Here is a 24,532-nt window from a genome sequence, read left to right as displayed (position 1 = left end):
GGCTTACCCCAGCAGCGAGATGTCGGCCACGCCCAGGAACAGGCCGCGCAGGCGGCTGAGCAGGGCATAACGGTTGGCGCGGACCTTGGCATCTTCGGCGTTGACCATCACCGCCTCGAAGAAGGCGTCGACCGGATCACGCAGGGCGGCCAGGCGGGCCAGCGACTCGCTGTACTGACGCGCGGCAGCCATCGGTTGCACGGCTTGGTCGGCCTGCTGGATGGCCGAATACAGGGAGAACTCGTTGGCATTGTCGAAGTACTTGGGCTCGACGTGCTCGGCGATGGCGCCTTCGGCTTTGCTCAGCAGGTTCGACACGCGCTTGTTCACCGCGGCCAGGGCTTCGGCTTCAGGCAGCTTGCGGAAGGCCTGCACGGCCTGCACGCGCTGATCGAAGTCCAGGGCAGAGCCCGGCTTGAGGGCACGCACCGAGAGGTAGGTGGCGACGTCGATGCCTTCGTCTTCGTAGCGCGCGCGCAGGCGGTCGAAGATGAACTCCAGCACCTGCTCGGACAGGCCGGCGGCCTTGACCTTGGCACCGTACTGCTTGACGGCGAATTCGACCGCGGTGGTCAAATCCAGGTCCAGCTGCTTCTCGATCAGGATGCGCAGCACGCCCAGGGCGGCACGGCGCAGCGCGTAGGGGTCCTTGCTGCCGGTCGGCAGCATGCCGATGCCGAAGATGCCGACCAAGGTGTCGAGCTTGTCGGCGATGGCCACGGCGGCACCGGTCAGGGTCTGCGGCAGCTCGGCGCCAGCACCGCGCGGCATGTACTGCTCGTTCAGCGCCAGGGCCACGTCTTCCGGCTCGCCATCGTTCTGGGCGTAGTAGTAGCCGGCAACGCCTTGCATCTCAGGGAATTCGCCGACCATCTCGGTGGCCAGGTCGCACTTGGACAGCAGGCCTGCGCGGCCTGCGCGCTGGGCATTGCCGCCAATCAGCGGAGCGATGAACGCAGCTAGCTTGGAAACGCGCTCGGCCTTGTCGTAGACAGTGCCCAGCTGAGCCTGGAAGACCACGTTCTTCAGGCGCTCGTTGAAGGTTTCCAGCGGCTGTTTCTTGTCCTGCTTGAAGAAGAACTCGGCGTCGGTCAGGCGCGGACGCACGACCTTCTCGTTGCCCAGCACGATCTGCTTCGGATCACGGCTCTCGACGTTGGCCACGGTGATGAAGCGCGGCAGCAGCTTGCCTTCGCTGTCCAACAGGCAGAAGTACTTCTGGTTGTCCTGCATGGTGGTGATCAAGGCTTCCTGCGGCACCTCCAGGAAACGCTCCTCGAAGGAGCACACCAGCGGCACAGGCCATTCGACCAGAGCGGTCACTTCGTCCAGCAGCGCCGGCGGCACGACAGCTGTGCCTTCCTGCTGCATCGCCAGCTCCGCGGTGCGCTTGGCGATCAGCTCGCGACGCTCGGCGAAGTCGGCCAGCACGTAGGCCTTGCGCAGGTCTTCGACGTAGTTGGCCGGGGTGGTGATGACCACGTTTTCCGGGTGGTGGAAGCGGTGGCCACGGGATTCGCGACCGGCTTTCTGGGCCAGGAGGGTGCATTCGACGACCTGGTCGCCGAGCAGCATCACCAACCACTGGGTCGGACGCACGAACTCTTCACGGCTGGCGCCCCAGTGCATGCGCTTGGGGATCGGCAGATCGTTGAGCGAGTCTTCGACAATGGTTGGCAGCAGGCTGGCGGTGGCCTTGCCTGGAATGTGCTGCGAGAAGCGCAGCTTTGCACCGCTCTGGTCGATCTCAGCCAGGTCGACGCCGCATTTCTTGGCGAAGCCCAGGGCGGCCTGGGTCGGGTTGCCCTCGGCGTCGAAGGCGGCCTGGCGGGGTGGGCCGTCGATGTTGATGCTGCGGTCAGGCTGCTGCACGTCCAGCTGGCGGATCAGCACGGCCAGACGGCGCGGGGCAGCATAGACCTGCTTGCCGGTGTAGTTCAGGCCGGCGGCCTGCAGGCCTTTCTCGATGCCGGCCAGGAAGGCGTCGCCGAGGCTGGCGAGGGCCTTCGGTGGCAGCTCTTCGGTGCCCAGTTCGACCAGAAAATCTTGAGCACTCATTGTGCAGCCTCCAGCTTAGCCAACACTTCGTCACGCAGTTCAGGGGTCGCCATCGGGAAGCCCAGGCGTGCGCGGGCTTGCAGATAGCTTTGCGCCACGTCCCGGGCCAGGGTACGCACGCGCAGGATGTAGCGCTGACGCTCGGTCACCGAGATGGCGCGGCGGGCGTCGAGCAGGTTGAAGGTGTGGGACGCCTTCAGGACCATTTCGTAGGTCGGCAGCGGCAGGTCCAGCTTGATCAGGCGGTTGGCTTCGCTTTCGTAGAAGTCGAACAGCTCGAACAGTTTCTCGACGTTGGCGTGCTCGAAGTTGTAGGTCGACTGCTCCACTTCGTTCTGGTGGAACACGTCGCCATAGGTGACCTTGCCGAACGGGCCGTCGGCCCAGACCAGGTCATAGACCGAGTCCACGCCCTGGATGTACATGGCCAGACGCTCCAGGCCATAGGTGATTTCACCGGTAACGGGGAAGCACTCGATGCCACCGACCTGCTGGAAGTAGGTGAACTGGGTCACTTCCATGCCGTTGAGCCAGATTTCCCAACCCAGGCCCCAGGCGCCGAGGGTCGGCGATTCCCAGTTGTCTTCGACGAAACGGATGTCGTGGACCAGCGGGTCCAGGCCGATCGCCTTCAGCGAGCCGAGGTACAGCTCCTGGAAGTTGGCCGGGTTCGGCTTGAGCACCACCTGGAACTGGTAGTAGTGCTGCAGGCGGTTGGGGTTTTCGCCATACCGTCCGTCGGTTGGGCGACGGCTAGGCTGCACATAGGCGGCGTTCCAGGTTTCCGGGCCGACGGCGCGCAGGAAAGTGGCGGTATGGAAAGTGCCGGCGCCTACTTCCATATCGTAGGGCTGAAGCACCACACAACCTTGCTCCGCCCAGTATTGCTGCAGGGCGAGGATGAGGTCTTGGAAGGTACGCACGGCTGGCGTAGGCTGGCTCACGAAATTCACCTGTATCTGGGGATGCGGATGTAAAGAGCGGGAGTATAACCCGATTCGCCTCGCCCTCTACCCATGGAATGGAGCCTTATGCCACGCTGCTTCTGGTGTACCGACGATCCGTTGTACCAGGCCTATCACGACCAGGAGTGGGGAACGCCTCAGCGTGACCCGGCGTTGCTCTTCGAGATGCTTTTACTCGAAGGGTTCCAGGCCGGGCTTTCGTGGATCACGGTATTGAAGAAACGCGAGCGCTACCGCGAGGTACTGCATGGCTTCGACCCGGTGAAGCTGTCGCAGATGAGCGACGAGCGGATCGAAGAGCTGATGCTCGACGCGGGGATCATCCGCAATCGCCTCAAGCTCAAGGCCGCGCGGCGCAATGCCCAGGCCTGGCTGGCTGTGGATAACCCGGCCGAGTGGTTGTGGTCGTTCGTCGGTGGCGCGCCCAGGATCAACCACTTCAAGACGCGCGGCGAGGTGCCAGCGGTAACCGACGAGGCCCGGGCCATGAGCAAGGCCCTGCAGAAGGCCGGCTTCACGTTCGTCGGACCGACCATCTGCTACGCCTTCATGCAGGCCACCGGCATGGTCATGGACCACACCACCGACTGTGATCGCTACGCCGCGTTGCTGCGCTGAAGCGTTACAATGCCCGCCTTGCAGAAATAAGGAATCCGGCTGTGGAAAAATTCAAAGGCGCCCTGATGGTCGGGGTGCTGCGACTGTTCGCCAAGCTGCCCTGGGGCGCAGTGCAGCGGGTCGGCGCGGGTATCGGCTGGCTCATGTGGAAGATCCCCAACGGTTCGCGCAATGTGGTGCGCATCAACCTGGCCAAATGCTTCCCGGAAATGAACCCGGCCGAGCGCGAGCAACTCGTGGGTCGTGCACTGAAGGACATCGGCAAGTCCTTCGTCGAAAGCGCCTGCGCCTGGATCTGGCCTCCCCAGCGCTCGCTGGAGCTGATCAAGGAAGTGCATGGCCTGGAGGTCCTGGAGCAGGCCCTGGCCTCGGGCAAGGGCGTTGTGGGCATCACCAGTCACTTGGGCAATTGGGAGGTGTTGAACCACTTCTATTGCAGCCAGTGCAAACCGATCATCTTCTACCGCCCACCCAAGCTCAAAGCTGTTGATGATCTGCTGCGCGAGCAGCGGGTGCAGATGGGTAACCGCGTGGCGCCTTCGACCAAGGAAGGCATCCTCAGCGTGATCAAGGAAGTGCGTCGGGGCGGTCAGGTGGGAATTCCGGCCGACCCGGAGCCGGCCGAGTCCGCTGGAGTGTTCGTGCCATTTCTCGGCACCCAGGCGTTGACCAGCAAGTTCGTGCCCAACATGCTGGCGGGCGGCAAGGCGGTAGGCGTGTTCCTGCATGCGCTGCGTCTGCCGGATGGCTCTGGCTTCAAGGTGTTCCTGGAAGCTGCGCCCGAGGAGATGTACAGCGAGGATGTGACCGTGGCGGCCGCCGCCATGAGCAAGGTCGTCGAGCGTTACGTACGCGAGTATCCAAGCCAGTACATGTGGAGCATGAAGCGCTTCAAGAAGCGTCCGGCGGGCGAAGCGCGCTGGTATTGAGTTATCCACCGCCGCTGGAACAGGCTCCATACAACTCTGCCTGTTTCAGCAGGGCCCCTGTGGGAGCGGGTTTTACCGCCCCCATAGGGACCGCGTCAACCTGCTGCCTTGTCGAGTTTCTTCAGGAACACCGCCATCTCCTTCTCGGCCTGCTTGTCCCCGTGGGCCTGCGCCGCCGCGATCCCCTCTTCCCAGGCCTTGCGCGCCGCCGCCAGGTCGCCCTGTAGCTGGTAGGCCTTGCCCAGCAGCTTCCAGGCCGCCGAGTACTTCGGATCGTGCTCCACGCAGCGCGCCAAGTGCACCGCCGCCTCGGCACCGTTGCCTTCATCGAGCCACGCCTTGCCCAGGCCAAAGCGTAGCAGGGCGTTATCCACACCCTTGGCCAGCATCTTTTCCAGCGATTCGCGCATGCCGTTTTCTCCCTAGAAGAAACTCAGGCCGACGTGGAACAGCTTTTCCACGTCACGGATGTGCTTTTTATCCACAACGAACAGGATCACATGATCACCCGCTTCGATCACTGTGTCGTCGTGGGCGATCAGCACTTGCTCGTCGCGGATGATCGCGCCGATGGTCGTGCCTGGCGGTAGGGCGATGTCTTCGATGGCCTTGCCGATCACTTTGCTCGACTTGGCATCGCCATGCGCGACCGCCTCGATGGCCTCCGCCGCGCCCCTGCGCAGCGAGTGCACGCTGACGATGTCGCCGCGGCGCACGTGGGCCAACAGCGTACCGATGGTAGCCAGCTGCGGGCTGATGGCGATGTCGATATCGCCGCCCTGGACCAGGTCGACATAGGCCGGGTTGTTGATGATGGTCATCACCTTGCGTGCACCCAGGCGCTTGGCCAGCAACGAGGACATGATATTGGCCTCATCGTCGTTGGTCAGGGCCAGGAAGATGTCGGCGTCGGCGATGTTCTCCTCGAGCATCAGGTCCTTGTCCGAGGCGCTGCCCTGCAGCACCACGGTGCTTTCCAGGGTGTCGGAGAGATGGCGGCAGCGGGTCGGGCTCATCTCGATGATCTTCACCTGGTAACGGCTTTCGATGGCCTCGGCCAAGCGTTCGCCGATCTGCCCGCCCCCGGCGATGACCACGCGCTTGTTGCTTTCATCGATGCGGCGCAGCTCGCCCATCACCGCGCGGATGTCCTTGCGCGCGGCAATGAAGAAGACTTCGTCGTCGGCTTCGATCACCGTATCGCCTCGCGGCGTGATGGGGCGGTCGCGACGGAAGATGGCCGCCACACGGGTATCGACGTTGGGCATGTGGGCGCGGATCTGGCGCAGTTGCTGGCCCACCAGTGGCCCGCCGTAATAGGCCTTGACCGCCACCAGTTGCGCCTTGCCGTCGGCGAAGTCGATCACCTGCAGGGAGCCGGGGTGCTCGATCAGGCGTTTGATGTAGTTGGTCACCACCTGTTCCGGGCTGATCAGCACATCCACCGGGATGTGGTCGTTGTCGAACAGCTCTTCACGAGTCAGGTAGGCCGACTCGCGCACCCGGGCGATCTTGGTCGGGGTGTGGAACAGCGAATAGGCCACCTGGCAGGCGACCATGTTGGTCTCGTCGCTGTTGGTTACCGCCACCAGCATGTCGGCGTCGTCGGCACCGGCCTGGCGCAGCACCGTAGGCAGCGAGCCGCGGCCTTGCACGGTGCGGATGTCCAGGCGGTCGCCCAGGTCGCGCAGGCGGTCGCCGTCGGTGTCGACCACGGTGATGTCGTTGGCTTCGCTGGCCAGGTGCTCTGCCAGCGTGCCGCCCACCTGCCCTGCGCCGAGGATGATGATCTTCATCCGCTACTCCTAGTCCTTGTGCTTATCCGCGCGAGGCGGCGATCTTGATCAGCTTGGCATAGTAGAAGCCGTCGTGGCCGCCCTCCTGGGCCAGCAGCTGGCGGCCGTGGGGCTGGCGCAGGCCGGCCTCGAGTGCCAGGTCCAGCTCGCGGGCACCGGGGGTGCGGGCGAGGAAGGCCTTGATCACTTCGGTGTTTTCGGTCGGCAGGCTCGAACAGGTGGCGTAGACCAGCATGCCGCCGACTTCGAGGGTCGGCCACAGGGCATCGAGCAGCTCGCCTTGCAGCGCGGCCAGGGCCGGGATGTCGTCAGCCTGGCGGGTCAGCTTGATGTCCGGGTGGCGACGGATGACGCCGGTGGCCGAGCAGGGCGCGTCGAGCAGGATGCGCTGGAACGGCTCGCCGTCCCACCAACTGGCGGTGTCGCGGGCATCGCAGGCGATCAGCTGGGCGTCCAGCTGCAAGCGGTCGAGGTTCTCGCGCACCCGCGCCAGGCGCTTGGCTTCCAGGTCGATGGCGACCACTTCGGCCAACCCGGCTTCGGCTTCGAGCAGGTGGCAGGTCTTGCCGCCCGGGGCGCAGCAGGCGTCCAGCACACGCTGGCCGGGCGCCAGTTCCATGAGGTCGGCGGCCAGTTGCGCGGCCTCGTCCTGCACGCTGACCCAGCCCTCGGCAAAGCCTGGCAGGCCGCGCACGTCACAGGCTTCGGCCAGCAGGATGCCATCGCGACTGTATTGGCAAGGGCTGGCGCTGATGCCGGCCTCGGTCAATAGCGCCAGGTAGGCGTCACGGCTGTGGTGGCGGCGGTTGACCCGCAGGATCATCGGCGGATGGGCGTTGTTGGCAGCGCAAATCGCTTCCCACTGCTGCGGCCAGAATGCCTTGAGCGCCTTTTGCAGCCATCGTGGGTGAGCGGTGCGCACCACCGGGTCGCGCTCCATGTCGGCGAGCAGTGCCTCGCCTTCACGCTGGGCGCGGCGCAGCACGGCATTGAGCAAGCCTTTGGCCCACGGCTTCTTGAGCTTGTCGGCGCAACCGACGGTTTCGCCAATGGCGGCGTGGGCCGGAATGCGGGTGTAGAACAGCTGGTACAGGCCGACCAGCAGCAAGGCCTGAACATCGGCATCGGCGGCCTTGAAGGGCTTTTGCAGCAGCTGGGCGGCCAACAGATCCAGGCGCGGCTGCCAGCGGGCGGTACCGAAGGCTAGGTCCTGGACCAGGCCGCGATCACGCTCCTCGACCTTGTCCAGTTGCGCGGGCAACGAGCTGTTGAGCGAGGCCTTGCCGCTGAGCACGGCGGCCAAGGCACGGGCGGCGGCCAGGCGAGGATTCATTGGCCGAGTACCTTACCGCTAGCGAACTTCTCGCGGCGGCTGTTGAACAGGTCGCTGAAGGCCAGCGGCTTGCCGCCCGGCAGTTGCAGGCGGGTCAGGCTCAGGGCGCCTTCGCCGCAGGCGACCACCAGGCCATCCTTGCTGGCGGAAAGGATCTCGCCAGGGTTGCCCTTGCCTGTGGACAACTGCGCAGCCAGGACCTTGACGCTCTCGCCGTCCAGGGTGCTGTGGCACACCGGCCACGGGTTGAAAGCACGGATCAGACGCTCCAGCTCTATGGCTGGGCGTTTCCAGTCGATGCGTGCTTCGTCTTTGTTCAGCTTGTGGGCGTAGGTGGCCAGAGCGTCATCCTGAACCTCACCTTGCAAGCTGCCGTCTGCCAGGCCTGCAATGGCCTGCACCACGGCGCCTGGGCCCATCTGGGCGAGGCGGTCGTGCAGGGTGCCGCCGGTGTCCTCGGCGCTGATCGGGGTCACGACCTTGAGCAGCATGGGGCCGGTGTCCAGGCCGGCCTCCATGCGCATCACGGTCACGCCGCTTTCGGCATCGCCGGCTTCGACTGCCCGCTGGATAGGCGCGGCGCCGCGCCAGCGCGGCAGCAGAGAGGCGTGGCTGTTGATGCAGCCCAGGCGCGGGATATCCAGCACCACCTGAGGCAGGATCAAGCCGTAGGCGACTACCACCATCAGGTCTGGCTTGAGCGCGGCAAGCTCCGCCTGGGCCTCGGCGTTGCGCAGGCTCTGCGGTTGGTACACCGGGATGGCGTTTTCAACGGCCAGCTGCTTGACCGCCGAGGGCATGAGTTTCTGGCCACGGCCAGCCGGACGGTCGGGCTGGGTGTAGACGGCCACCACTTCGTAGGGGCTGTCGAGCAGGGCTTTGAGGTGTTCGGCGGCAAACTCTGGGGTGCCTGCGAAGACGATGCGCATGGAGTTCTCGCTTTGAAAAAGAAAAAGGCTTGCCGAAGCAAGCCTTCTGAAAGGTGGGGATCAGGCTTGCTGGCGGTGCTGCTTTTCCAGCTTCTTCTTGATCCGGTCGCGTTTGAGCTGTGACAGGTAGTCGACGAACAGCTTGCCGTTGAGGTGATCGAACTCGTGTTGCACGCACACTGCCAGCAGGCCTTCGCATTCCAGCTCGAACGGCTTGCCGTCGCGGTCCTGGGCCTTGACCCGTACACGCAGGGGACGGTCGACGTTCTCGTAGAAGCCCGGCACCGACAGGCAGCCTTCCTGGTACTGGCCCATGTCGTGGGTCAACTCTTCGACGCTGGGGTTGATGAAGACGCGCGGCTCGCTGCGGTCTTCGCTGAGGTCCATGACCACGACCTGCTTGTGCACGTTGACCTGGGTGGCGGCCAAGCCGATGCCAGGGGCTTCGTACATGGTTTCAAACATGTCGTCGATCAGCTGACGCAGGGCGTCGTCGAACTCCGTCACCGGTTTGGCGATGGTGCGCAGGCGCGGGTCCGGGAATTCGAGAATGTTCAAGATGGCCATAAGGTCAGGCAGTCACTGTGCGTTCGGTTGAAAACTGAGCACACATAATAAAGGGAATCGGGGCATTCGGCACCTGGCAAAGCTCGGCTAGGGTGTGAAAGGACTGCATCAGGTCCATTCCATGGACAGCTTGTCAAAGTATTATCAACAAAGTTATCCACAGGTTGTGCCACGTGGATGACCCCTTGCCGATCAAGGATGATCCGCCATGAACATGCCTGTTGTGCCCGCCTGTCCACCTGCCGAACTCGAGGCGCGTCTGCGTTTGCATCAGCTGCCCGAGGTGGGCCCGCGACGTTTCCACGCCCTGATCGATGCCTTCGGCGATGCCGCTTCGGCCCTCACAGCTCCCGCCAGCGCTTGGCGTGCGCTGGGCTTGCCGGCGGCCTGTGCCGAGGCCCGTCGCAGCGCCGAAGTTCGTGACGGCGCTGCCGCCGCAATGGCCTGGCTAGAGCGTCCGGGCCAGCATTTGCTGATGTGGGACGCCCCTTCGTATCCCGCGCTGCTTGCTGAGACGGACACAGCCCCGCCGCTGCTCTTCGTGGCCGGCGACCCTACATTGCTCGAGCGGCCGCAGCTGGCCGTCGTCGGCAGTCGCCGCGCAACGCCGCCTGCGCTGGACACCGCCAAGGCATTTTCCCGGTGTCTTGCCCAGGCCGGTTTCACCATCACCAGCGGGTTGGCTCTGGGGGTCGATGGTGCCGCTCATCGGGCGGCATTGCAGGCCGGTGGGCACACCATCGGCGTGCTCGGCACGGGACTGCAAAAACTTTATCCACAGCGCCATCGCGAGCTGGCCCGGGACATGATCGAAGGTGGCAGTGCGCTGGTGTCGGAGTTTCCCTTGGATGCCAATCCGCATGCCGCGAATTTTCCCCGACGCAACCGGATCATCAGCGGTCTGTCGCTAGGAGTGCTAGTGGTCGAGGCGAGTCTGGCCAGTGGTTCGCTGATCACCGCGCGACTGGCGGCCGAGCAAGGCCGGGAGGTGTACGCCATTCCCGGTTCGATCCACCACCCCGGCTCCAAGGGCTGCCATCAGCTGATCCGCGACGGTGCGTTGCTGGTTGAAAGCGTTGAGCAGATCCTCGACAGCCTCAAAGGCTGGCAAAACCTGCCCCCTGCACCTGTGGAAAACTCGGACCACCCATTGCTCGCCCTGCTGCATGCCGCGCCCCAGACCAGCGAAGCCCTGGCCCACAGCAGCGGGCAGCCCCTGGCCCAGGTGCTGGCCAGCCTCACGGAACTGGAGCTGGGTGGGCGGGTGAGCAACGAAGCTGGGCGTTGGTTTGCCCGAAACAGCTAAGTACACTGCGCATCAGGCTTAAATGCGGAGAGACAAAATGGTGAGCAGTTGGCGTGTGCAACAAGCCGCACGTGAGATTCGGGCAGGTGCGGTCATCGCCTATCCGACAGAAGCGGTCTGGGGCTTGGGCTGCGACCCATGGAACGAGGACGCGGTGTATCGCCTGCTGGCGCTCAAGTCGCGGCCTGTGGATAAAGGGCTGATTCTGGTCGCTGACAACATTCGACAGTTCGATTTCCTGTTCGAGGATTTTCCACAGGACTGGATCGACCGCATGGGCAGTACTTGGCCTGGGCCGAACACCTGGCTGGTACCGCACCAGGACCTGTTGCCTGAATGGGTGACCGGGATGCACGACACCGTAGCCCTGCGGGTCAGCGATCACCCCTTGGTGCGCGAGCTGTGCGCGCTGGTCGGGCCGCTGATTTCCACCTCGTGCAACCCAGGCGGGCGCCCGGCGGCCAAGAGCCGGTTGCGGGTGGAGCAGTATTTCCATGGCCAATTGGACCTGGTGCTCGGCGGAGCGCTGGGTGGGCGAAAGAATCCGAGCGTGATTCGCGACCTGGTGACAGGCGAGGTCGTTCGGGCCGGCTGACCCAGGGAGGGCCCGGCGATGGATCGCCACGCGGCCCTTAGGTATTGCAGGACTTTTCTGATTTCCTCCGCCCGGCTGTCCAGCTGGAATTTAGGGAAATACCCTACCTATCCGTCAGCTGCCGTCACCTTCCGGCAGGGAACCCATGCCTCTAGGCTCCAGACCGTCGCCAAATAACTTGGTGATCGGGTGTGGTAACCCGGCAGTCTAGGTTCTCCGTGGCAGTCCATGGCGGCTGTGCGCGGGAGGCTTTCGAGCCTGCCGGATTGGGAACCGCCGGTTTACCACCCTGCGTACAGCTGCCACCTAATTCGTGTGGTAACGGATTGAGTGCTGGCGCCAACAGGTAGGTTCCCATGAAAAAGCTTGTCCCTGATCCACCTCTACCCAACACCACATCTCGCCCTTTCGGCCGCTGCGACGCCGGTCATCCTCCCCTCTTCTCCACAAACCGTGACATCTCTGCCCACGACGCCCTCGTCCACGTAGCGCTTTACCTGCGCTGCGCCTACGAGACTGGCCTGCAGGCACTCGAACACCTGCACGAGTCAGGCCGCGGCATGTACTGGTCGAACCTGCACGCGATTGAAATGGCAGAGGGCTTGGTGGAGGCGATGCTCGATGGCATCGAGTCGGCGCCGGCAACCATCAGGACCGCCGGCTAAGCGGTGGGCGCTGTGGGAGCGGGTAAAACCGCTCCCCACCGGTGGCGTTCTGAATCAACCCACCGCGTAACGGCCTCGGATCAGGGCAGCAGCACAGTCGAGCCAACGGTTCTGCGTGCCGACAGCTCCGTCTGGGCCTTGGCCGCTTCGCTCAGCGGATACCGCTGCTGGATATCCACAGCCAACTTGCCGCTGCTGATCATGCCGAACAAATCGTCGGCCATGGCCTGGGTATTCTCGGCATTGTTGGCGTAGCTACCCAAGGTCGGGCGGGTCACGTACAGGGAGCCTTTCTGCGAGAGGATCCCAAGGTTCACCCCGGTCACTGCGCCCGACGCGTTGCCGAAGCTCACCATCAAGCCGCGTGGACGCAGGCAGTCCAGCGAAGTGAGCCAGGTGTCGGCGCCCACACCGTCATAGACCACCGCGCACTTCTGGCCGTCGGTCAGCTCCAGCACGCGCTTGGCCACGTCCTCATGGCTGTAATCGATGGTCGCCCAGGCGCCCAGAGCCTTGGCGCGCTCGGCTTTTTCGGCGGAACTGACCGTGCCGATCAGCTTGGCACCCAGGGCTTTCGCCCACTGGCAGGCCAATGAGCCCACGCCACCGGCAGCAGCATGGAACAGGATGAAATCGCCCGGTTGCACGGCGTAGGTCTGCTTGAGCAGGTATTGGGTGGTCAGGCCCTTGAGCATCACTGCGGCGGCCTGTTCGAAGCTGATGGCCTCCGGCAACATGACCACGTTGGCCTCTGGCAGGGTGTGCACCTCGCTATAGGCGCCCAGCGGTCCGCCGGCATAAGCCACGCGATCGCCCACTTTCAGCCGGCTGACGCCTTCGCCGACCGCGTCGATCACGCCGGCAGCTTCGGTGCCCAGGCCTGAGGGCAGCGCGGGCGGCGCGTACAGGCCGCTGCGAAAATAGGTGTCGATGAAGTTCAGCCCGATCGCGTGGTTGCGCACGCGGACTTGTTGCGGGCCCGGAGGAGCGGGTTCGAACTCGACCAGCTGCAGGACTTCCGGGCCGCCGTGCTGGTTGAACTGGATACGCTTGGCCATCTCACACTCCGTTGTCTGGGAATCGGGAAGGCCTTCTATCGGACGCCTTTGCTTGATCGCCGTCAACTGCGGCGTAGCTTGCGCCGATGGTATGCTAGCCGGCACATTTTTCCGCTCCTTCCAGGTGACCCGATGACCAGCCGCACCGAGGCCGTGAAAGCCTACCTGCTCGACCTGCAAGACCGCATCTGCTCTGCCCTCGAAAACGAAGACGGCGGCGCCCGCTTCGTCGAGGATGCCTGGGTGCGCGAAGCCGGGGGCGGTGGCCGCACGCGGGTGATCGGTGAAGGCAAGGTGATCGAAAAGGGTGGTGTTAACTTCTCCCACGTGTTCGGTGCCGGCCTGCCGCCATCGGCCAGTGCGCATCGCCCGGAACTGGCGGGCCGTGGCTTCGAGGCGTTGGGCGTGTCGCTGGTGATCCACCCGCACAACCCACATGTGCCTACCTCCCACGCCAACGTTCGGTTCTTCATCGCCGAGAAGGAAGGCGAGGAGCCGGTGTGGTGGTTCGGCGGTGGTTTCGACCTGACGCCTTACTACGGCAACGAAGAAGACTGCATCCACTGGCACCGGGTCGCCGAGCAGGCCTGCGCGCCGTTCGGCGCCGATGTGTACCCGCGCTACAAGGCCTGGTGCGACCGGTACTTCCACCTCAAGCACCGGGGCGAGCCACGGGGCATTGGCGGGCTGTTCTTCGATGACCTGAACGAGTGGGACTTCGACACCTGCTTCGCCTTCCTGCGCGCCATCGGCGATGCCTACATCGAGGCCTACCTGCCGATCGTCCAGCGCCGCAAGGCCACGCCGTACACCCCCGCACAGCGCGAGTTCCAAGAGTTCCGCCGTGGGCGCTATGTGGAGTTCAACCTGGTCTACGACCGCGGCACCTTGTTCGGCCTGCAATCGGGCGGTCGCACCGAGTCGATTCTCATGTCGCTGCCGCCGCAGGTCCGCTGGGGCTATGACTGGAAACCCGAGCCGGGCAGCGAGGAAGCGCGCCTGACCGAGTACTTCCTGCAGGACCGTGACTGGCTCAATCAGTAAGCCTGTGGATAACGAGGAGTTCCCATGGACCAATACGTCGTTTTCGGTAACCCCATCGGCCACAGCAAGTCGCCGTTGATCCACCGCCTGTTCGCCGACCAGACCGGCCAGGACTTGGAATACAGCACCCTGCTGGCCCCGCTGGATGATTTCAGCGATTGCGCCCGCGGCTTCTTCAAGCAAGGCGCGGGGGCCAACGTCACCGTGCCGTTCAAGGAAGAAGCCTTCCGCCTGTGCGACAGCCTCACGCCACGGGCCCAGCGTGCAGGTGCCGTGAACACCTTGAGCAAACTGGCCGACGGCACGCTGCAGGGCGACAACACCGATGGTGCCGGCCTGGTGCGGGACCTGACGGTCAATGCCGGCGTGGAGCTTGCCGGCAAGCGCATCCTGATTCTTGGTGCCGGTGGTGCGGTGCGCGGCGTGTTGCAGCCAATTCTGGCGCATCACCCGCAGTCGCTGGTGATCGCCAACCGCACGGTGGAAAAAGCCGAGCAACTGGCCCGGGAGTTCGATGACCTGGGGCCGGTGGTGGCCAGTGGTTTTGCCTGGTTGCAGGAGCCGGTGGACCTGATCATCAATGCCACCTCGGCGAGCCTGGCGGGTGAGTTGCCGCCGATTGCCGACAGCTTGGTCGAGCCGGGGTGCACGGTCTGCTACGACATGATGTATGGTAAGGAGCCGACGCCGTTCTGCCAGTGGGCCACCCGGTTGGGCGCGGCCAAGGTGCTCGATGGGCTGGGGATGCTGGCCGAGCAGGCGGCCGAGGCGTTCTTCACCTGGCGTGGGGTGCGACCGGATACGGCACCTGTGCTGGATGAGCTCCGGCGGCAGTTGGCGCGAGGCTGACAGAGTTGGGCCGCACAGCGGCCCTCATCACTCTTCGAAGCGGATCGGGCACAGCGCGGCGCCTTCAAGCTTTTGCAATTCTTCGATCACCTGCGGCCTGGCACGATGCAAGGTGAGGCTCCCGCCATTACGCTTCAGTCGCCGCGCTTCGCGGTGCAGCATGTCCACCCCTGAGTAGTCGATGAAATTGATCTGCCGAGCGTCGATCACGACCTGCGGCCCTTGGCAGCGTTGCAGGCGCACCTGCAGATAATGAGCGGCGCCGAAGAAAATCGACCCGCCCACTCGCAGCACATCGACCCCCCCTTCCCGGCTCTGTTGCACCCGTGGCCGTGAGGTGCGCTTGAGATAGAAGAACAGCGATGCCAGCACGCCCGCATAGATCGCGGTCTGCAATTCCAGCAGCAAAGTGGCGGCGGCAGTCAACGCCATGACGAGAAACTCCGAGCGGCTGACCCGAAACAGCGAGCGGATGGCCCGGTGATCCACCAACCCCCAACAGATCAGCAGAATGCTGCCGGCCATGGCTGGAATCGGCAGGTGTGCGATCAGCCCGGCGCCGGTGACGGCGAACAGGGCCACCCACAATGCCGAGAACACCCCGGCCAATGGCGAACGGGCGCCTGCGTCGTAGCTCAAGCCTGAGCGGGTGAACGAGCCCGATGACAGATAACCGGAAAACAGCGCGCCGACCATGTTCGACAGGCCCTGGGCACGGATCTCCTGATTGGCGTCGATCAGTTGCTCGGAGCGCGCCGACAACGACCGGGCAATCGACAGGCTGGTCACCAGCCCGAGCATGCCCACCGCCACGGCGCTGGGCAGCAGGCGCAGGATCAGTTCCAAATCCAGCAGCGGCAACGGGCTCAAGGGAGGCAACTGGCCAACGAAGGCAGGCACCCTGGGCACGTGACCAAAGACGCTCGGCAGCAGCCAGGCAATGACGCTGACCACCACCAGGCTGATCAACAGGCTGGGCCAGCGTGGGCGCCAGAGCTTGAGCACTACACCGATCAGCAGGGTCGCCAGGCCCAGGGCCAGCGACGGCAGGTCGACCTCGCCGGCATGGTTGAGCAAGTCCTGCAATGTGCGCAGCGCCGTGGCCTGGCTGGGCAGGTCCATGCCCATGAGGTTGGGCAACTGACCGAGGGCGATCACCACCGCAGCGCCCAAGGTGAACCCGAGCACCACGGAGTGGGAGACGAAATTGACCAGCGCGCCGAAACGCAGCATCCCCAGCAATAGCTGGAACACGCCGCCTAGGAAGGTCAGCAGCAGCACCAAGGTGATGTAATCGTCGCTACCAGCCACGGCAAGCGGGCTGATGCTGGCGTAAAGCACGATGGAGATGGCTGCGGTCGGGCCGCAGATCAGGTGCCAGGACGAGCCCCACAGGCAGGCCACCAGCACCGGCACGATGGCGGCGTACAGGCCATATTCGGCGGGCAGGCCGGCGATCAGGGCGTAGGCGATCGATTGCGGCAGCGCGAGGATCGCGCCGCTGAGGCCCACCAGCAGGTCCTGGCGCAGGCTGCGGCCCGATTGACGGGGGAGCCAAGTGAGGAAGGGCAGCAGGTGGCTCAGGTGGGGCATGGGGAGTACAGATTCCTGGAGATTTTTCACCAGCCCTGTGGGCGCGGGTATACCCGTGTCCACAGGGGTTATGTGTCGCTCAGCGGATCAAAGTCTAGCTTTTACAGCCTCTTGGGCATCCCCACCTTCTTTGGTGGTCACCCCGGCCAGCCAAGTGTTCAACGATTCTGGATGCGCCTTCACCCAGGCCTTGGCCGCTTCATCGAAACTCACCTTCTTGTCCACAACCTCGGCCATGATGCTGTTTTCCATCTCCAGACTGAAGCGCAGGTTGCCCAGCAGTTTCGCTGCATTTGGGCAGGCCTGTGGATAACCCTTGCGCACCAGGGTGTACACCTCCCCCTTATCGCCGAACCACTGCTCGCCGCCGGTCAAATAATGCATCTTGAGCTTCACGTTCATCGGGTGCGGTGTCCAGCCGAGGAAGGTGATGAACTGTTTTTTCTGCACCGCACGCTGGACCTGAGCCAGCATCGCCTGTTCGCTGGATTCGACGAGCTTCCACTGCCCCAGGCCGAAGGCGTTCTTGCCGATGATTTCTTTGAGCGACAGGTTGGCCGGTGCCCCGGAGCCGATGCCGTAGAGCTTGTTGCCGAACGCGTCGGCATGTTTTTGCAGGTCAGCGAAGTCTTTCACGCCGGCCTCCCAGACGTAATCCGGCACCGCGAGGGTGAATTGCGTACCTTCAAGGTTGCGCGCCAGACGCTGCACGTCGCCGTTGGCGACGAACTTGTCGTGAAAGCCCTGCTGCGCGGGCATCCAGTTGCCTAGGAAGGCATCCACCTGGCCGTCCTTGAGGCCGCCGAAGATGATCGGTACGGCCAGGTTGTCGATCTTCACCTGGTAGCCGAGGCTCTCCAGGAGCAGGCGGGCCACGGCATTGGTGGAGGCGATGTCGCTCCAGCCGGGGTCGGCCATTTTGACGGTGGTGCATTGGCTATCGCTGTCGGCGTGGGCCGGGATGGCGGTCAGGCCCAGGGCCAGGGCGATCAGGGCGGTGGAGAACTTCTTCATGGCGGTCTCTCTGCTCAATCCAGGGGTGCGGGCTGTGGATAACGTGCCTTGCGCTCGAGGTCGTCGAGATCGATGTGGTTGCGCATGTACTGTTGGCTGGCGTCCACCCAGGGTTGGTGGTCCCAGCTTTTGAGCTTGCCGATGGAAAGCGCCTCTGCCACCAGACGACGACGGCGCTGGCTGGCCAGCACTTGCTGGCGCAGGACGGGAATGTCCCAGCGTTGGCGGGCTTGATCGACAAATGCCTGCAGCAGCGCCTGATGATCCGGGCTGCCGGTGAGGTTCTCCCGCTCGTGCGGGTCGCGGCTCAGGTCATAGAGTAGACACGGGTCGTCCTCGCTGTACACGAACTTGTATGGGCCTCGGCGGATCATCATCAGCGGGCCGACGGTGCCCTCGGCCATGTATTCGCCGATCACCTCGTCATGCCCACCCTGCCCTTGCAGGTGCCCGACCAGGGAGCGGCCATCCAGGTGCAGGGCTGGTTCGACTGCGCCACCAGCCAGCTCCACCAGGGTTGGTAACAGGTCACAGGTGGAGACGTTGGCGCTGATCCGCGCCGGGGCGAAGCGTTTGGGCGCGTGCACCAGAAGTGGCACCCGGGCCGACATCTCGAACCAGTGCATCTTGTACCAGAGCCCGCGCTCGCCAAGCATGTCGCCGTGGTCACCGGAAAACACGATCAGGGTGTCCTCGGCCAGGTCGCATTCCTCCAGGGTCTGCAGGAGCTTGCCGATGTTGTCGTCGATATAGCTGCAGGCGCCGAAATAGGCGCGGCGGGCATCGCGGACCTTGTGCGGCGGCAGGGGTTTGTCCCACAGGTCATAGACCTTGAGCAGGCGTTGGGAGTGCGGGTCCTGCTCGTCTTGGGCAATGGTTGCAAGCGGCATGGGGATATCCACACCGTCGTACAGATCCCAGTAGTGCTTGGGAATCGTGTAGGGGTCATGGGGGTGCGTCATGGAGACGGTCAGGCAGAACGGCCGGCCGTCGCCCTCGCGAACATGGTCGTAGAGATACTGGCGGGCCTTGAACACCACCTCTTCATCGAAATCCAGTTGGTTGGTGCGCACGCAGGGCCCGGCCTGCAGTACCGAGGACATGTTGTGGTACCAGCTCGGGCGCAGGTCGGGTGCGTCCCAGTTCACGGCCCAACCGTAGTCGGCCGGGTAGATGTCGCTGGTCAGTCGTTCTTCGTAGCCGTGCAGTTGGTCTGGCCCACAGAAATGCATCTTGCCAGAGAGCGCGGTGCGATAGCCCAGGCGACGCAGGTAATGAGCATAAGTGGGCACGTCGGCTGGGAAATCCGCAGCGTTGTCGTAGGCACCAATGCGGCTGGGCAGTTGCCCGCTGACCAGGGTGAAACGCGAGGGTGCGCACAGCGGGCTGTTGCAGTACGCAGCTTCGAACACCACCGCCTGTTCGGCCAGGCGGCTCAAGTGCGGCATCTTGATGGGGGATGAGCTGTAGATGGGCAGCAAGGGCGCGGCCATCTGGTCGGCCATGATGAACAGGATGTTGGGTCGCTTCATGGGGCCTTCCATCGTTGGAGGTTATGGGAACTGCTTGCGATCGAGGATGCGACTGTGGATAACATGGGTAAAGCCCATGCCGGGCAATGAGTGGGATTAGCTACGCTTATGTTTGAGCACCTCGCTGACGTTTCTCTGGATACCTTGCGGGTCTTCGAGGCTGCCGCCCGGTTGCGAGGCTTTACCGCTGCGGCATTGGAGTTGGGCACTACGCAGCCGGCGGTGAGCCAGCAGGTCAAGCGCCTGGAGGCCCAGTTGGGCACGCGCCTGTTCGACCGGATCTACCGGGGAATTGAGTTGACCGAGACCGGCCAGGCGCTGTTCGAGCAGATTCACCAAGCGTTGCTGGCGATGGACGACGGCATCGCCCAGGCCAGTGGGCGCGGCCAGCGCGAAGTGTTGCAGGTGGCCACCGACTTCGCCTTTGCGGCCTTTTGGCTGATGCCACGGTTGCCGCGCTTCCATGAGGCTTATCCACAGGTGGACGTCAGCCTGGTGACCGGTGAGCGTAGTCAGGCCATGCTGCGTCCGGACATCGACGTGGCGGTGCTGTTTGGCGATGGCCGTTTTCACCAGGGCGAGAGCCGCTGGCTGTTCGACGAAGAGGTATTCCCTGTCTGCAGCCCCAACCTGATGCGTGGCAAACCCTCGTCAGCCGAGGCTTTGCAACGATTACCCCTGCTTCATCTGCGCGGTGAACAGGCCAGTCGCTGGTTCGATTGGACGGGGGTCTTTCGAGGGTTCGGTCTACACAGTCCACCCCCGCCTGGGCAGATGCGTTTCGACAATTACACGCTGTTGATCCAGGCGGCGATTGCCGGCCAAGGTGTGGCGATCGGTTGGCGACATTTGGTGGATGGGCTGGTGGACCAAGGGCTATTGTGCCGGCCGCTCGAAGGCAGTTTGCGCTCGACGCGCGGGTATTACGTGGTATTGCCGCCGCGCAAGCGGCGTGGGGCGTTGATCCAGCGGTTCGTGGATTGGCTGGAGCAGGAGCGAGGGCTGTGATGCCACGGGCGCTGCTTTGCGGCCCAGCGCAGGCAGCCCCGCGTTCTAGAGCACGAAGTTCACGTGCTCGCCCTGATGCAGATTCAACTCGAGGGCATCGACCATCCCTGCCGCAATCCGCGCCAATCGCTGCAAAGGCCCGGCCAGTCCGGGCTCCAGGGTTCCATCGAGGTTGCGGAAATGCTCGATGCCCAGGCCTGGCATCTCTTCAGGGGCGTTGATCAGCGTCCAGCGCAGCGCGCTGCGTTGCAGTTGATCGACAATCTGGTCTGCGCACGTCCGTTGCGCTTCGCTGTGCCCGGCCGGCTTGTCCAGCACATCGAAATCGCCCACCAGCAACAGCCGGCGTATAGTCGTACGCGAAAGGCCTGCCACCAGGGCTTCGGCCATTTGCCGTTGCGCAGGCAGATCGTCTGGCGCCAGCGCTGAAAGCAAGGCGATCACCGCCGAGCCTCCGGCCACGCTCTGTTCGGCCTGGTGCTTGTCACCTAGCGCGCCTCGCTTGAAGTGCAGCCCAGGACGCGGTGCGTGACGGTTAAGGTCATCGACCACCGCGGTGACCTCGTGCTGGCGCGACAGCAGCTCGACGATCAATGCACTGCCCAGGCTGCTTTCGGCACCGAACAGAACCAGTTTGAACACTGGAGTCTCGGCATTTTTCACAGGATCGCTCCCCTTCGCTGGCCAGTGATCCTTTGACCTCATTTGGGAGTAATCGTGCAAAGGATCAAGGGTTATCACGCCCACGTGTATTACGACGCAGCGACGATGGAGCAGGCCCGGGCGCTGTGCGAGGAAGCGGCGCGGCTGTTTCCCGTGACTATGGGGCGCATGCACCAGAAGCCGGTCGGGCCGCATCCGGACTGGAGCTGCCAGCTGGCCTTCGGGCCGGAAGTGGTGGGCGTGGTGTTGCCGTGGTTGGCGCTGTATCGCAAGGGGTTGGTGGTGTTCCTGCATCCGCTGACGGGGGATGAGCTGGCGGATCACCGGGATCATGCGATCTGGATGGGGGCCGTGCGGCCACTGGACTTGTCGATATTCGAATGAAAGGGCCGCTTTGCGGCCCATCGCAGGCTATCGCCAGCCCCCGCGAGCGGTGATTCCCGCGGGGCTGGCGCTGCGCTCGCTAGGTTACAGGCGGGCGCCGCGTACGCCTTCAGCCAGTGCCGAGCACAGGCTCAGCACATCAGCCACTGCCTGGTCGGCACTCTTGGCTTGGGCGATCTTGTCGACCAGCGCCGAACCGACCACCACGCCTTCGGACAGCTTGGCGATCGCCGCGGCCTGCTCCGGTGTGCGGATACCGAAACCCACGCTGATGGGCAGGTCGGTGTGGCGGCGCAGGCGAGCGATGGCCTGCTGCACGTGCTCGGTGGTGGCCGAGCCCGCACCGGTCACGCCGGCCACCGAGACGTAGTAGACGAACCCGGAGCTGCGCTCCAGCACGCGCGGCAGGCGGGCGTCATCGGTGGTCGGGGTGGTCAGGCGGATGAAGTCGATGCCTGCGGCCTGGGCCGGGGTGGCCAGCTCGGCGTCGTGCTCAGGCGGCAGGTCGACGATGATCAGGCCATCGACGCCGGCGTCCTTGGCCTCTGCCACGAAGCGCTCCACGCCAAAGCGATGGATCGGGTTGTAGTAGCCCATCAGCACGATCGGCGTGGTCTGGTTGCCGACGCGGAACTCGCGGACCATCTGCAAGGTTTTCGCCAGGGTCTGACCGGCATCCAGGGCGCGCAAGGTCGCCAGCTGGATGGCCACGCCATCGGCCATCGGGTCGGTGAACGGCATGCCCAGCTCGATCACGTCGGCGCCTGCTTCGGGCAGGCCCTTGAGGATGGCCAGGGAAGCGTCATAGCCAGGGTCGCCGGCAGTGATGAAGGTGACCAGCGCGGAGCGGCCTTGGGCCTTCAGCTCGGCGAAGCGGTGTTCAAGACGGCTCATGGCTGTTTCTCCTGGGCGGCCATATGGTTCATCACGGTTTGCATGTCCTTGTCACCACGTCCGGACAGGCACACGACCATCAGGTGGTCCTTGGGCAGGTTCGGTGCGCGCTTGATCGCTTCGGCCAGAGCATGGGAGCTCTCCAGGGCCGGAATGATGCCTTCCAGGCGGCAGCAGGTGTGGAAGGCGTCGAGGGCTTCATCGTCGGTGATGCTGACGTACTCGACACGTTTCACTTCGTGCAGGTAGGCGTGTTCAGGGCCGATCCCCGGGTAGTCCAGGCCGGCGGAGATCGAGTGGGCATCGGTGATCTGGCCATCCGCGTCCTGCAGCAGGTACGTGCGGTTGCCATGCAGCACGCCCGGGACGCCGCCGTTGAGGCTGGCGGCGTGCTTGTCGGTGTTCACGCCGTGGCCACCGGCTTCGACGCCGATGATTTGCACGCTGGCATCATCGAGGAAGTCGTGGAACAGGCCCATGGCGTTGGAGCCACCGCCGACGCACGCAATCAGGCTATCAGGCAGGCGGCCTTCCTTCTCATGCAACTGGGCGCGGGTTTCCTTGCCGATGATCGATTGGAAATCGCGGACCATCGCCGGGTACGGGTGAGGACCTGCCACGGTGCCGATCAGGTAGAAGGTGTCGTCGACGTTGGTGACCCAGTCGCGCAGGGCCTCGTTCATGGCGTCCTTGAGGGTGCCGGTGCCGGCGGTGACCGGGACGATCTCGGCGCCCAGCAGCTTCATGCGGAACACGTTGGCTTGCTGGCGCTCGATGTCGGTGGCGCCCATGTAGATCACGCAGGGCAGGCCGAAGCGTGCGGCCACGGTGGCGGTGGCGACGCCGTGCATGCCGGCGCCGGTCTCGGCGATCAGGCGTTTCTTGCCCATGCGTTTGGCCAGCAGCACTTGGCCAATGCAGTTGTTCACTTTGTGCGCGCCGGTGTGGTTGAGTTCTTCACGCTTGAAGAAGATTTTCGCGCCGCCGCAGTGTTCGGTCAGGCGCTCAGCGAAGTACAGCGGGTTGGGACGGCCGATGTAGTCGCGCTGGAAGTAGGCCAGTTCCTCGAGGAACTTCGGATCGGCCTTGGCCGCTTCGTATTCGCGGGCCAGGTCCAGGACCAGCGGCATCAGGGTTTCGGCCACGTAGCGGCCGCCGAACGAGCCGAACAGGCCGTTGGCGTCGGGGCCGGCGCGGTATTGGGTCTGGGTCATGGGGCGCTCCATAGGCGATGTGATCAGTGAAATCGTGTGGGCCTGTGCGCAGCTGAACCCGCGAACAGGCCTTTCTCGTCGATGGGCCTACTCTAACCACGACATGGCTGGCTGAAAACCGATAAGATTGCGATAACTTGTCAGAAAATCTCACATATAAAATGCGCCAGGATCTCCCCCCTCTCAATGCCTTGCGGGCCTTCGAGGCCACTGCCCGGCTCAACAGCGTCAGCCAGGCTGCCGAGCAGCTACACGTGACCCACGGCGCCGTCAGCCGACAGATCAAGGTACTCGAGGAGCATCTGGGTGTGGCCTTGTTCGTCAAGGATGGGCGCGGCATCAAACTCACAGATGCCGGGTCACGCCTGCGCGATGCGAGCTTCGATGCCTTCGATCGGCTGCGCACGGTCTGCGCGGAGCTCAGCCGTGATGTCAGCGAGGCGCCGTTCGTGCTGGGGTGTTCTGGCAGTCTGCTGGCGCGCTGGTTCATCCCGCGTTTGGGACGGCTTAAGGCTGACTTGCCGGAGCTGCGGCTGCATTTGTCCGCCGGTGAAGGCGACCTGGACCCCCGGCGCCCCGGACTGGATGCCTTGCTGGTGTATGCCGAGCCGCCGTGGCCTGCGGACATGCAGGTTCATGTGTTGGCCCAGGAGCGCATCGGGCCGGTGGTGAGCCCGCATTTCGCGGGTTTCGAGCGTTTGCGCAGCGCGCCGGCCAAGGCGTTGCTCGATGAAGCCCTACTGGATACCACCTCGCGCCCACAGGCCTGGCCGACCTGGGCCGAGCAGCAAGGGCTTGACCCGGCCGCGTTGAGGTTCGGCCAAGCCTTCGAGCATTTGTATTACCTGCTGGAGGCCGCAGTGGCCGGTCTGGGGGTGGCCATCGCTCCGCAACCGCTGGTGGCGGATGACCTACGGGCCGGGCGGCTGAGCGCACCTTGGGGCTTCTCGCCTACCCGCGCAGCCTTGGCGCTATGGGTGCCGCGACGCGCCGCGGACGGGCGCGCCGAGCAGTTGGCGCAGTGGCTGCGCAACGAGCTGGACCTTCAAACGACTTAGTTGCGCTTGCACATCAGCCAGGCGGCCAGCAGGCCGAGGGCACCGATGGCGACGCCTGCGGTGGTCCAGGGATGTTCCTGGGCGTAATCGCGGGTGGCGATGCCGGTCTGGCGGGTGCGGGCTTTGACTTCTTCGTAGGCTTCGCCCATCAGTGTTCGCGACTGCCTGAGCGCGTTCTCGGCGTTGCTGCGGATCGCTTTCATGGATTTCTGCGACTCTTCCGAGGCGTCGTGCTTGAGGTGTTCGAGGGTCTTGAGCAGGCTTTCGATCTCCGCCTCCATGCTTTCCAGCGACGCTTTACGCAGCGAGTTGTAGGCCATGATGACTCTCCTTCGCGTGGGTTGGGTTGTAAGGGTTGCGACTGTGCAGCGAAGCGAAAGTGCGATCGAACTTTCGTTTGCCATGCAAGTTCGCAGGTAAAGCGGGCCTGCGCTGCTAGGCTCAAATCTCACACGCCAAC

Annotated in this window: 25 protein-coding genes; 10 read left to right on the top strand and 15 right to left on the bottom strand. The window is 64.2% G+C overall.

From position 1 onward, the window contains the following. Positions 1-3: 3 nt before the first annotated feature. A complete protein-coding gene (gene glyS, locus DQ397_RS17200) occupies positions 4-2,058 on the bottom strand; it encodes a glycine--tRNA ligase subunit beta (protein WP_043207582.1) in 2,055 nt (684 codons plus the stop codon). Further along, positions 2,055-3,002 carry a glycine--tRNA ligase subunit alpha gene (glyQ, locus tag DQ397_RS17195; protein ID WP_043207584.1) on the bottom strand — a complete coding sequence of 316 codons (948 nt, stop codon included), beginning with the start codon at positions 3,000-3,002 and terminating at the stop codon, positions 2,055-2,057. Before glyQ ends, glyS begins: the two co-directional genes overlap by 4 nt. A gap of 87 nt (positions 3,003-3,089) precedes the next feature. Between glyQ and DQ397_RS17190 the strand changes: the two genes are divergently transcribed. Then, positions 3,090-3,641 (top strand): DNA-3-methyladenine glycosylase I, encoded by a 552-nt coding sequence (locus DQ397_RS17190; protein ID WP_043207586.1) that lies wholly within the window; start codon positions 3,090-3,092, stop codon positions 3,639-3,641. A 41-nt stretch (positions 3,642-3,682) separates the two neighbouring features. Further along, positions 3,683-4,570: a lysophospholipid acyltransferase gene (locus DQ397_RS17185; protein WP_043207587.1), complete on the top strand. Its 888-nt coding sequence runs from the start codon at positions 3,683-3,685 to the stop codon at positions 4,568-4,570. Between the two features lie 95 nt (positions 4,571-4,665). Here DQ397_RS17185 and DQ397_RS17180 read toward each other — a convergent pair whose 3' ends face one another. Genes DQ397_RS17180 through def form a run of 5 tightly spaced genes read right to left on the bottom strand, consistent with a single transcriptional unit; the run spans position 4,666 to position 9,195 of the window. Next, the gene (locus DQ397_RS17180) at positions 4,666-4,980 is read right to left on the bottom strand and encodes a tetratricopeptide repeat protein (protein WP_043207591.1); all 315 of its coding nucleotides are present in this window, start codon (positions 4,978-4,980) and stop codon (positions 4,666-4,668) included. A 12-nt stretch (positions 4,981-4,992) separates the two neighbouring features. Next, a complete protein-coding gene (gene trkA, locus DQ397_RS17175) occupies positions 4,993-6,366 on the bottom strand; it encodes a Trk system potassium transporter TrkA (protein WP_043207594.1) in 1,374 nt (457 codons plus the stop codon). 22 nt (positions 6,367-6,388) lie between these two features. Next, entirely contained in the window at positions 6,389-7,699 is a 1,311-nt protein-coding gene (gene rsmB / locus DQ397_RS17170) for a 16S rRNA (cytosine(967)-C(5))-methyltransferase RsmB (protein WP_043207596.1), read from the bottom strand. Next, complete coding sequence (fmt, locus tag DQ397_RS17165; RefSeq protein WP_043207598.1) at positions 7,696-8,628, bottom strand: methionyl-tRNA formyltransferase; 933 nt, start codon at positions 8,626-8,628, stop codon at positions 7,696-7,698. Before fmt ends, rsmB begins: the two co-directional genes overlap by 4 nt. Before the next feature lie 60 nt (positions 8,629-8,688). Continuing rightward, positions 8,689-9,195 (bottom strand): peptide deformylase, encoded by a 507-nt coding sequence (gene def, locus DQ397_RS17160; RefSeq protein WP_016394290.1) that lies wholly within the window; start codon positions 9,193-9,195, stop codon positions 8,689-8,691. Between the two features lie 208 nt (positions 9,196-9,403). Between def and dprA the strand changes: the two genes are divergently transcribed. The 3 genes from dprA to DQ397_RS17145 all read left to right on the top strand — a co-directional run bounded on the left by dprA (position 9,404) and on the right by DQ397_RS17145 (position 11,761). Further along, on the top strand, positions 9,404-10,501 hold the full coding sequence (dprA, locus tag DQ397_RS17155; protein WP_372240774.1) for a DNA-processing protein DprA: 1,098 nt from the start codon (positions 9,404-9,406) through the stop codon (positions 10,499-10,501). A 37-nt stretch (positions 10,502-10,538) separates the two neighbouring features. Next, positions 10,539-11,096, top strand: a complete 558-nt coding sequence (locus DQ397_RS17150) for an L-threonylcarbamoyladenylate synthase (protein WP_043207599.1) — start codon at positions 10,539-10,541, stop codon at positions 11,094-11,096. Positions 11,097-11,452: 356 nt separating this feature from the next. Next, a complete protein-coding gene (locus DQ397_RS17145) occupies positions 11,453-11,761 on the top strand; it encodes a hypothetical protein (protein WP_043207602.1) in 309 nt (102 codons plus the stop codon). 80 nt (positions 11,762-11,841) lie between these two features. Here DQ397_RS17145 and DQ397_RS17140 read toward each other — a convergent pair whose 3' ends face one another. Continuing rightward, on the bottom strand, positions 11,842-12,819 hold the full coding sequence (locus DQ397_RS17140) for an NADPH:quinone reductase (RefSeq protein ID WP_043207605.1): 978 nt from the start codon (positions 12,817-12,819) through the stop codon (positions 11,842-11,844). A 132-nt stretch (positions 12,820-12,951) separates the two neighbouring features. Here DQ397_RS17140 and hemF point away from each other — a divergent pair, with 132 nt between their 5' ends. Next, entirely contained in the window at positions 12,952-13,863 is a 912-nt protein-coding gene (gene hemF, locus DQ397_RS17135) for an oxygen-dependent coproporphyrinogen oxidase (RefSeq protein ID WP_043207607.1), read from the top strand. A gap of 24 nt (positions 13,864-13,887) precedes the next feature. Further along, a complete protein-coding gene (gene aroE, locus DQ397_RS17130) occupies positions 13,888-14,712 on the top strand; it encodes a shikimate dehydrogenase (RefSeq protein WP_043207610.1) in 825 nt (274 codons plus the stop codon). Between the two features lie 27 nt (positions 14,713-14,739). On the opposite strand, the gene DQ397_RS17125 is transcribed toward aroE, so the two are convergent. The 3 genes from DQ397_RS17125 to betC form a co-directional block, all read right to left on the bottom strand. Further along, positions 14,740-16,305, bottom strand: coding sequence for a SulP family inorganic anion transporter (locus DQ397_RS17125; protein ID WP_043207613.1), 1,566 nt, complete (start codon positions 16,303-16,305; stop codon positions 14,740-14,742). Positions 16,306-16,392: 87 nt separating this feature from the next. Next, the gene (gene choX / locus DQ397_RS17120; RefSeq protein WP_090344101.1) at positions 16,393-17,319 is read right to left on the bottom strand and encodes a choline ABC transporter substrate-binding protein; all 927 of its coding nucleotides are present in this window, start codon (positions 17,317-17,319) and stop codon (positions 16,393-16,395) included. Between the two features lie 14 nt (positions 17,320-17,333). Beyond that, the gene (gene betC / locus DQ397_RS17115; RefSeq protein ID WP_043207615.1) at positions 17,334-18,851 is read right to left on the bottom strand and encodes a choline-sulfatase; all 1,518 of its coding nucleotides are present in this window, start codon (positions 18,849-18,851) and stop codon (positions 17,334-17,336) included. 108 nt (positions 18,852-18,959) lie between these two features. Here betC and DQ397_RS17110 point away from each other — a divergent pair, with 108 nt between their 5' ends. Continuing rightward, a complete protein-coding gene (locus DQ397_RS17110) occupies positions 18,960-19,859 on the top strand; it encodes a LysR family transcriptional regulator (protein WP_043207617.1) in 900 nt (299 codons plus the stop codon). 45 nt (positions 19,860-19,904) lie between these two features. Here DQ397_RS17110 and DQ397_RS17105 read toward each other — a convergent pair whose 3' ends face one another. Then, positions 19,905-20,522, bottom strand: a complete 618-nt coding sequence (locus tag DQ397_RS17105; protein WP_043207621.1) for an NAD(P)-dependent oxidoreductase — start codon at positions 20,520-20,522, stop codon at positions 19,905-19,907. Positions 20,523-20,576: 54 nt separating this feature from the next. On the opposite strand from DQ397_RS17105, the gene DQ397_RS17100 reads away from it, so the two are divergent. Then, positions 20,577-20,906, top strand: coding sequence for a DOPA 4,5-dioxygenase family protein (locus DQ397_RS17100; RefSeq protein WP_043207625.1), 330 nt, complete (start codon positions 20,577-20,579; stop codon positions 20,904-20,906). 84 nt (positions 20,907-20,990) lie between these two features. Here the strand turns inward: DQ397_RS17100 and trpA are convergent, their stop codons facing one another. Together trpA and trpB are read right to left on the bottom strand one after the other, a co-directional pair. Next, on the bottom strand, positions 20,991-21,800 hold the full coding sequence (trpA, locus tag DQ397_RS17095; RefSeq protein WP_043207627.1) for a tryptophan synthase subunit alpha: 810 nt from the start codon (positions 21,798-21,800) through the stop codon (positions 20,991-20,993). Then, on the bottom strand, positions 21,797-23,014 hold the full coding sequence (gene trpB / locus DQ397_RS17090) for a tryptophan synthase subunit beta (protein ID WP_043207629.1): 1,218 nt from the start codon (positions 23,012-23,014) through the stop codon (positions 21,797-21,799). Before trpB ends, trpA begins: the two co-directional genes overlap by 4 nt. A 161-nt stretch (positions 23,015-23,175) precedes the next feature. Here trpB and DQ397_RS17085 point away from each other — a divergent pair, with 161 nt between their 5' ends. Continuing rightward, positions 23,176-24,072: a LysR family transcriptional regulator gene (locus DQ397_RS17085; RefSeq protein ID WP_043207631.1), complete on the top strand. Its 897-nt coding sequence runs from the start codon at positions 23,176-23,178 to the stop codon at positions 24,070-24,072. On the opposite strand, the gene DQ397_RS17080 is transcribed toward DQ397_RS17085, so the two are convergent. Further along, on the bottom strand, positions 24,069-24,392 hold the full coding sequence (locus tag DQ397_RS17080; RefSeq protein WP_043207633.1) for a YqjD family protein: 324 nt from the start codon (positions 24,390-24,392) through the stop codon (positions 24,069-24,071). The genes DQ397_RS17085 and DQ397_RS17080 overlap by 4 nt on opposite strands. Between the last annotated feature and the right edge of the window lie 140 nt (positions 24,393-24,532).

The sequence above is a fragment of the Pseudomonas sp. CK-NBRI-02 genome, assembly GCF_008124495.1.
Lineage (GTDB): Bacteria > Pseudomonadota > Gammaproteobacteria > Pseudomonadales > Pseudomonadaceae > Aquipseudomonas > Aquipseudomonas guariconensis.
Note: the sequence above shows the minus strand (reverse complement) of the source record. Positions and strands in the feature narration are given on the sequence as shown.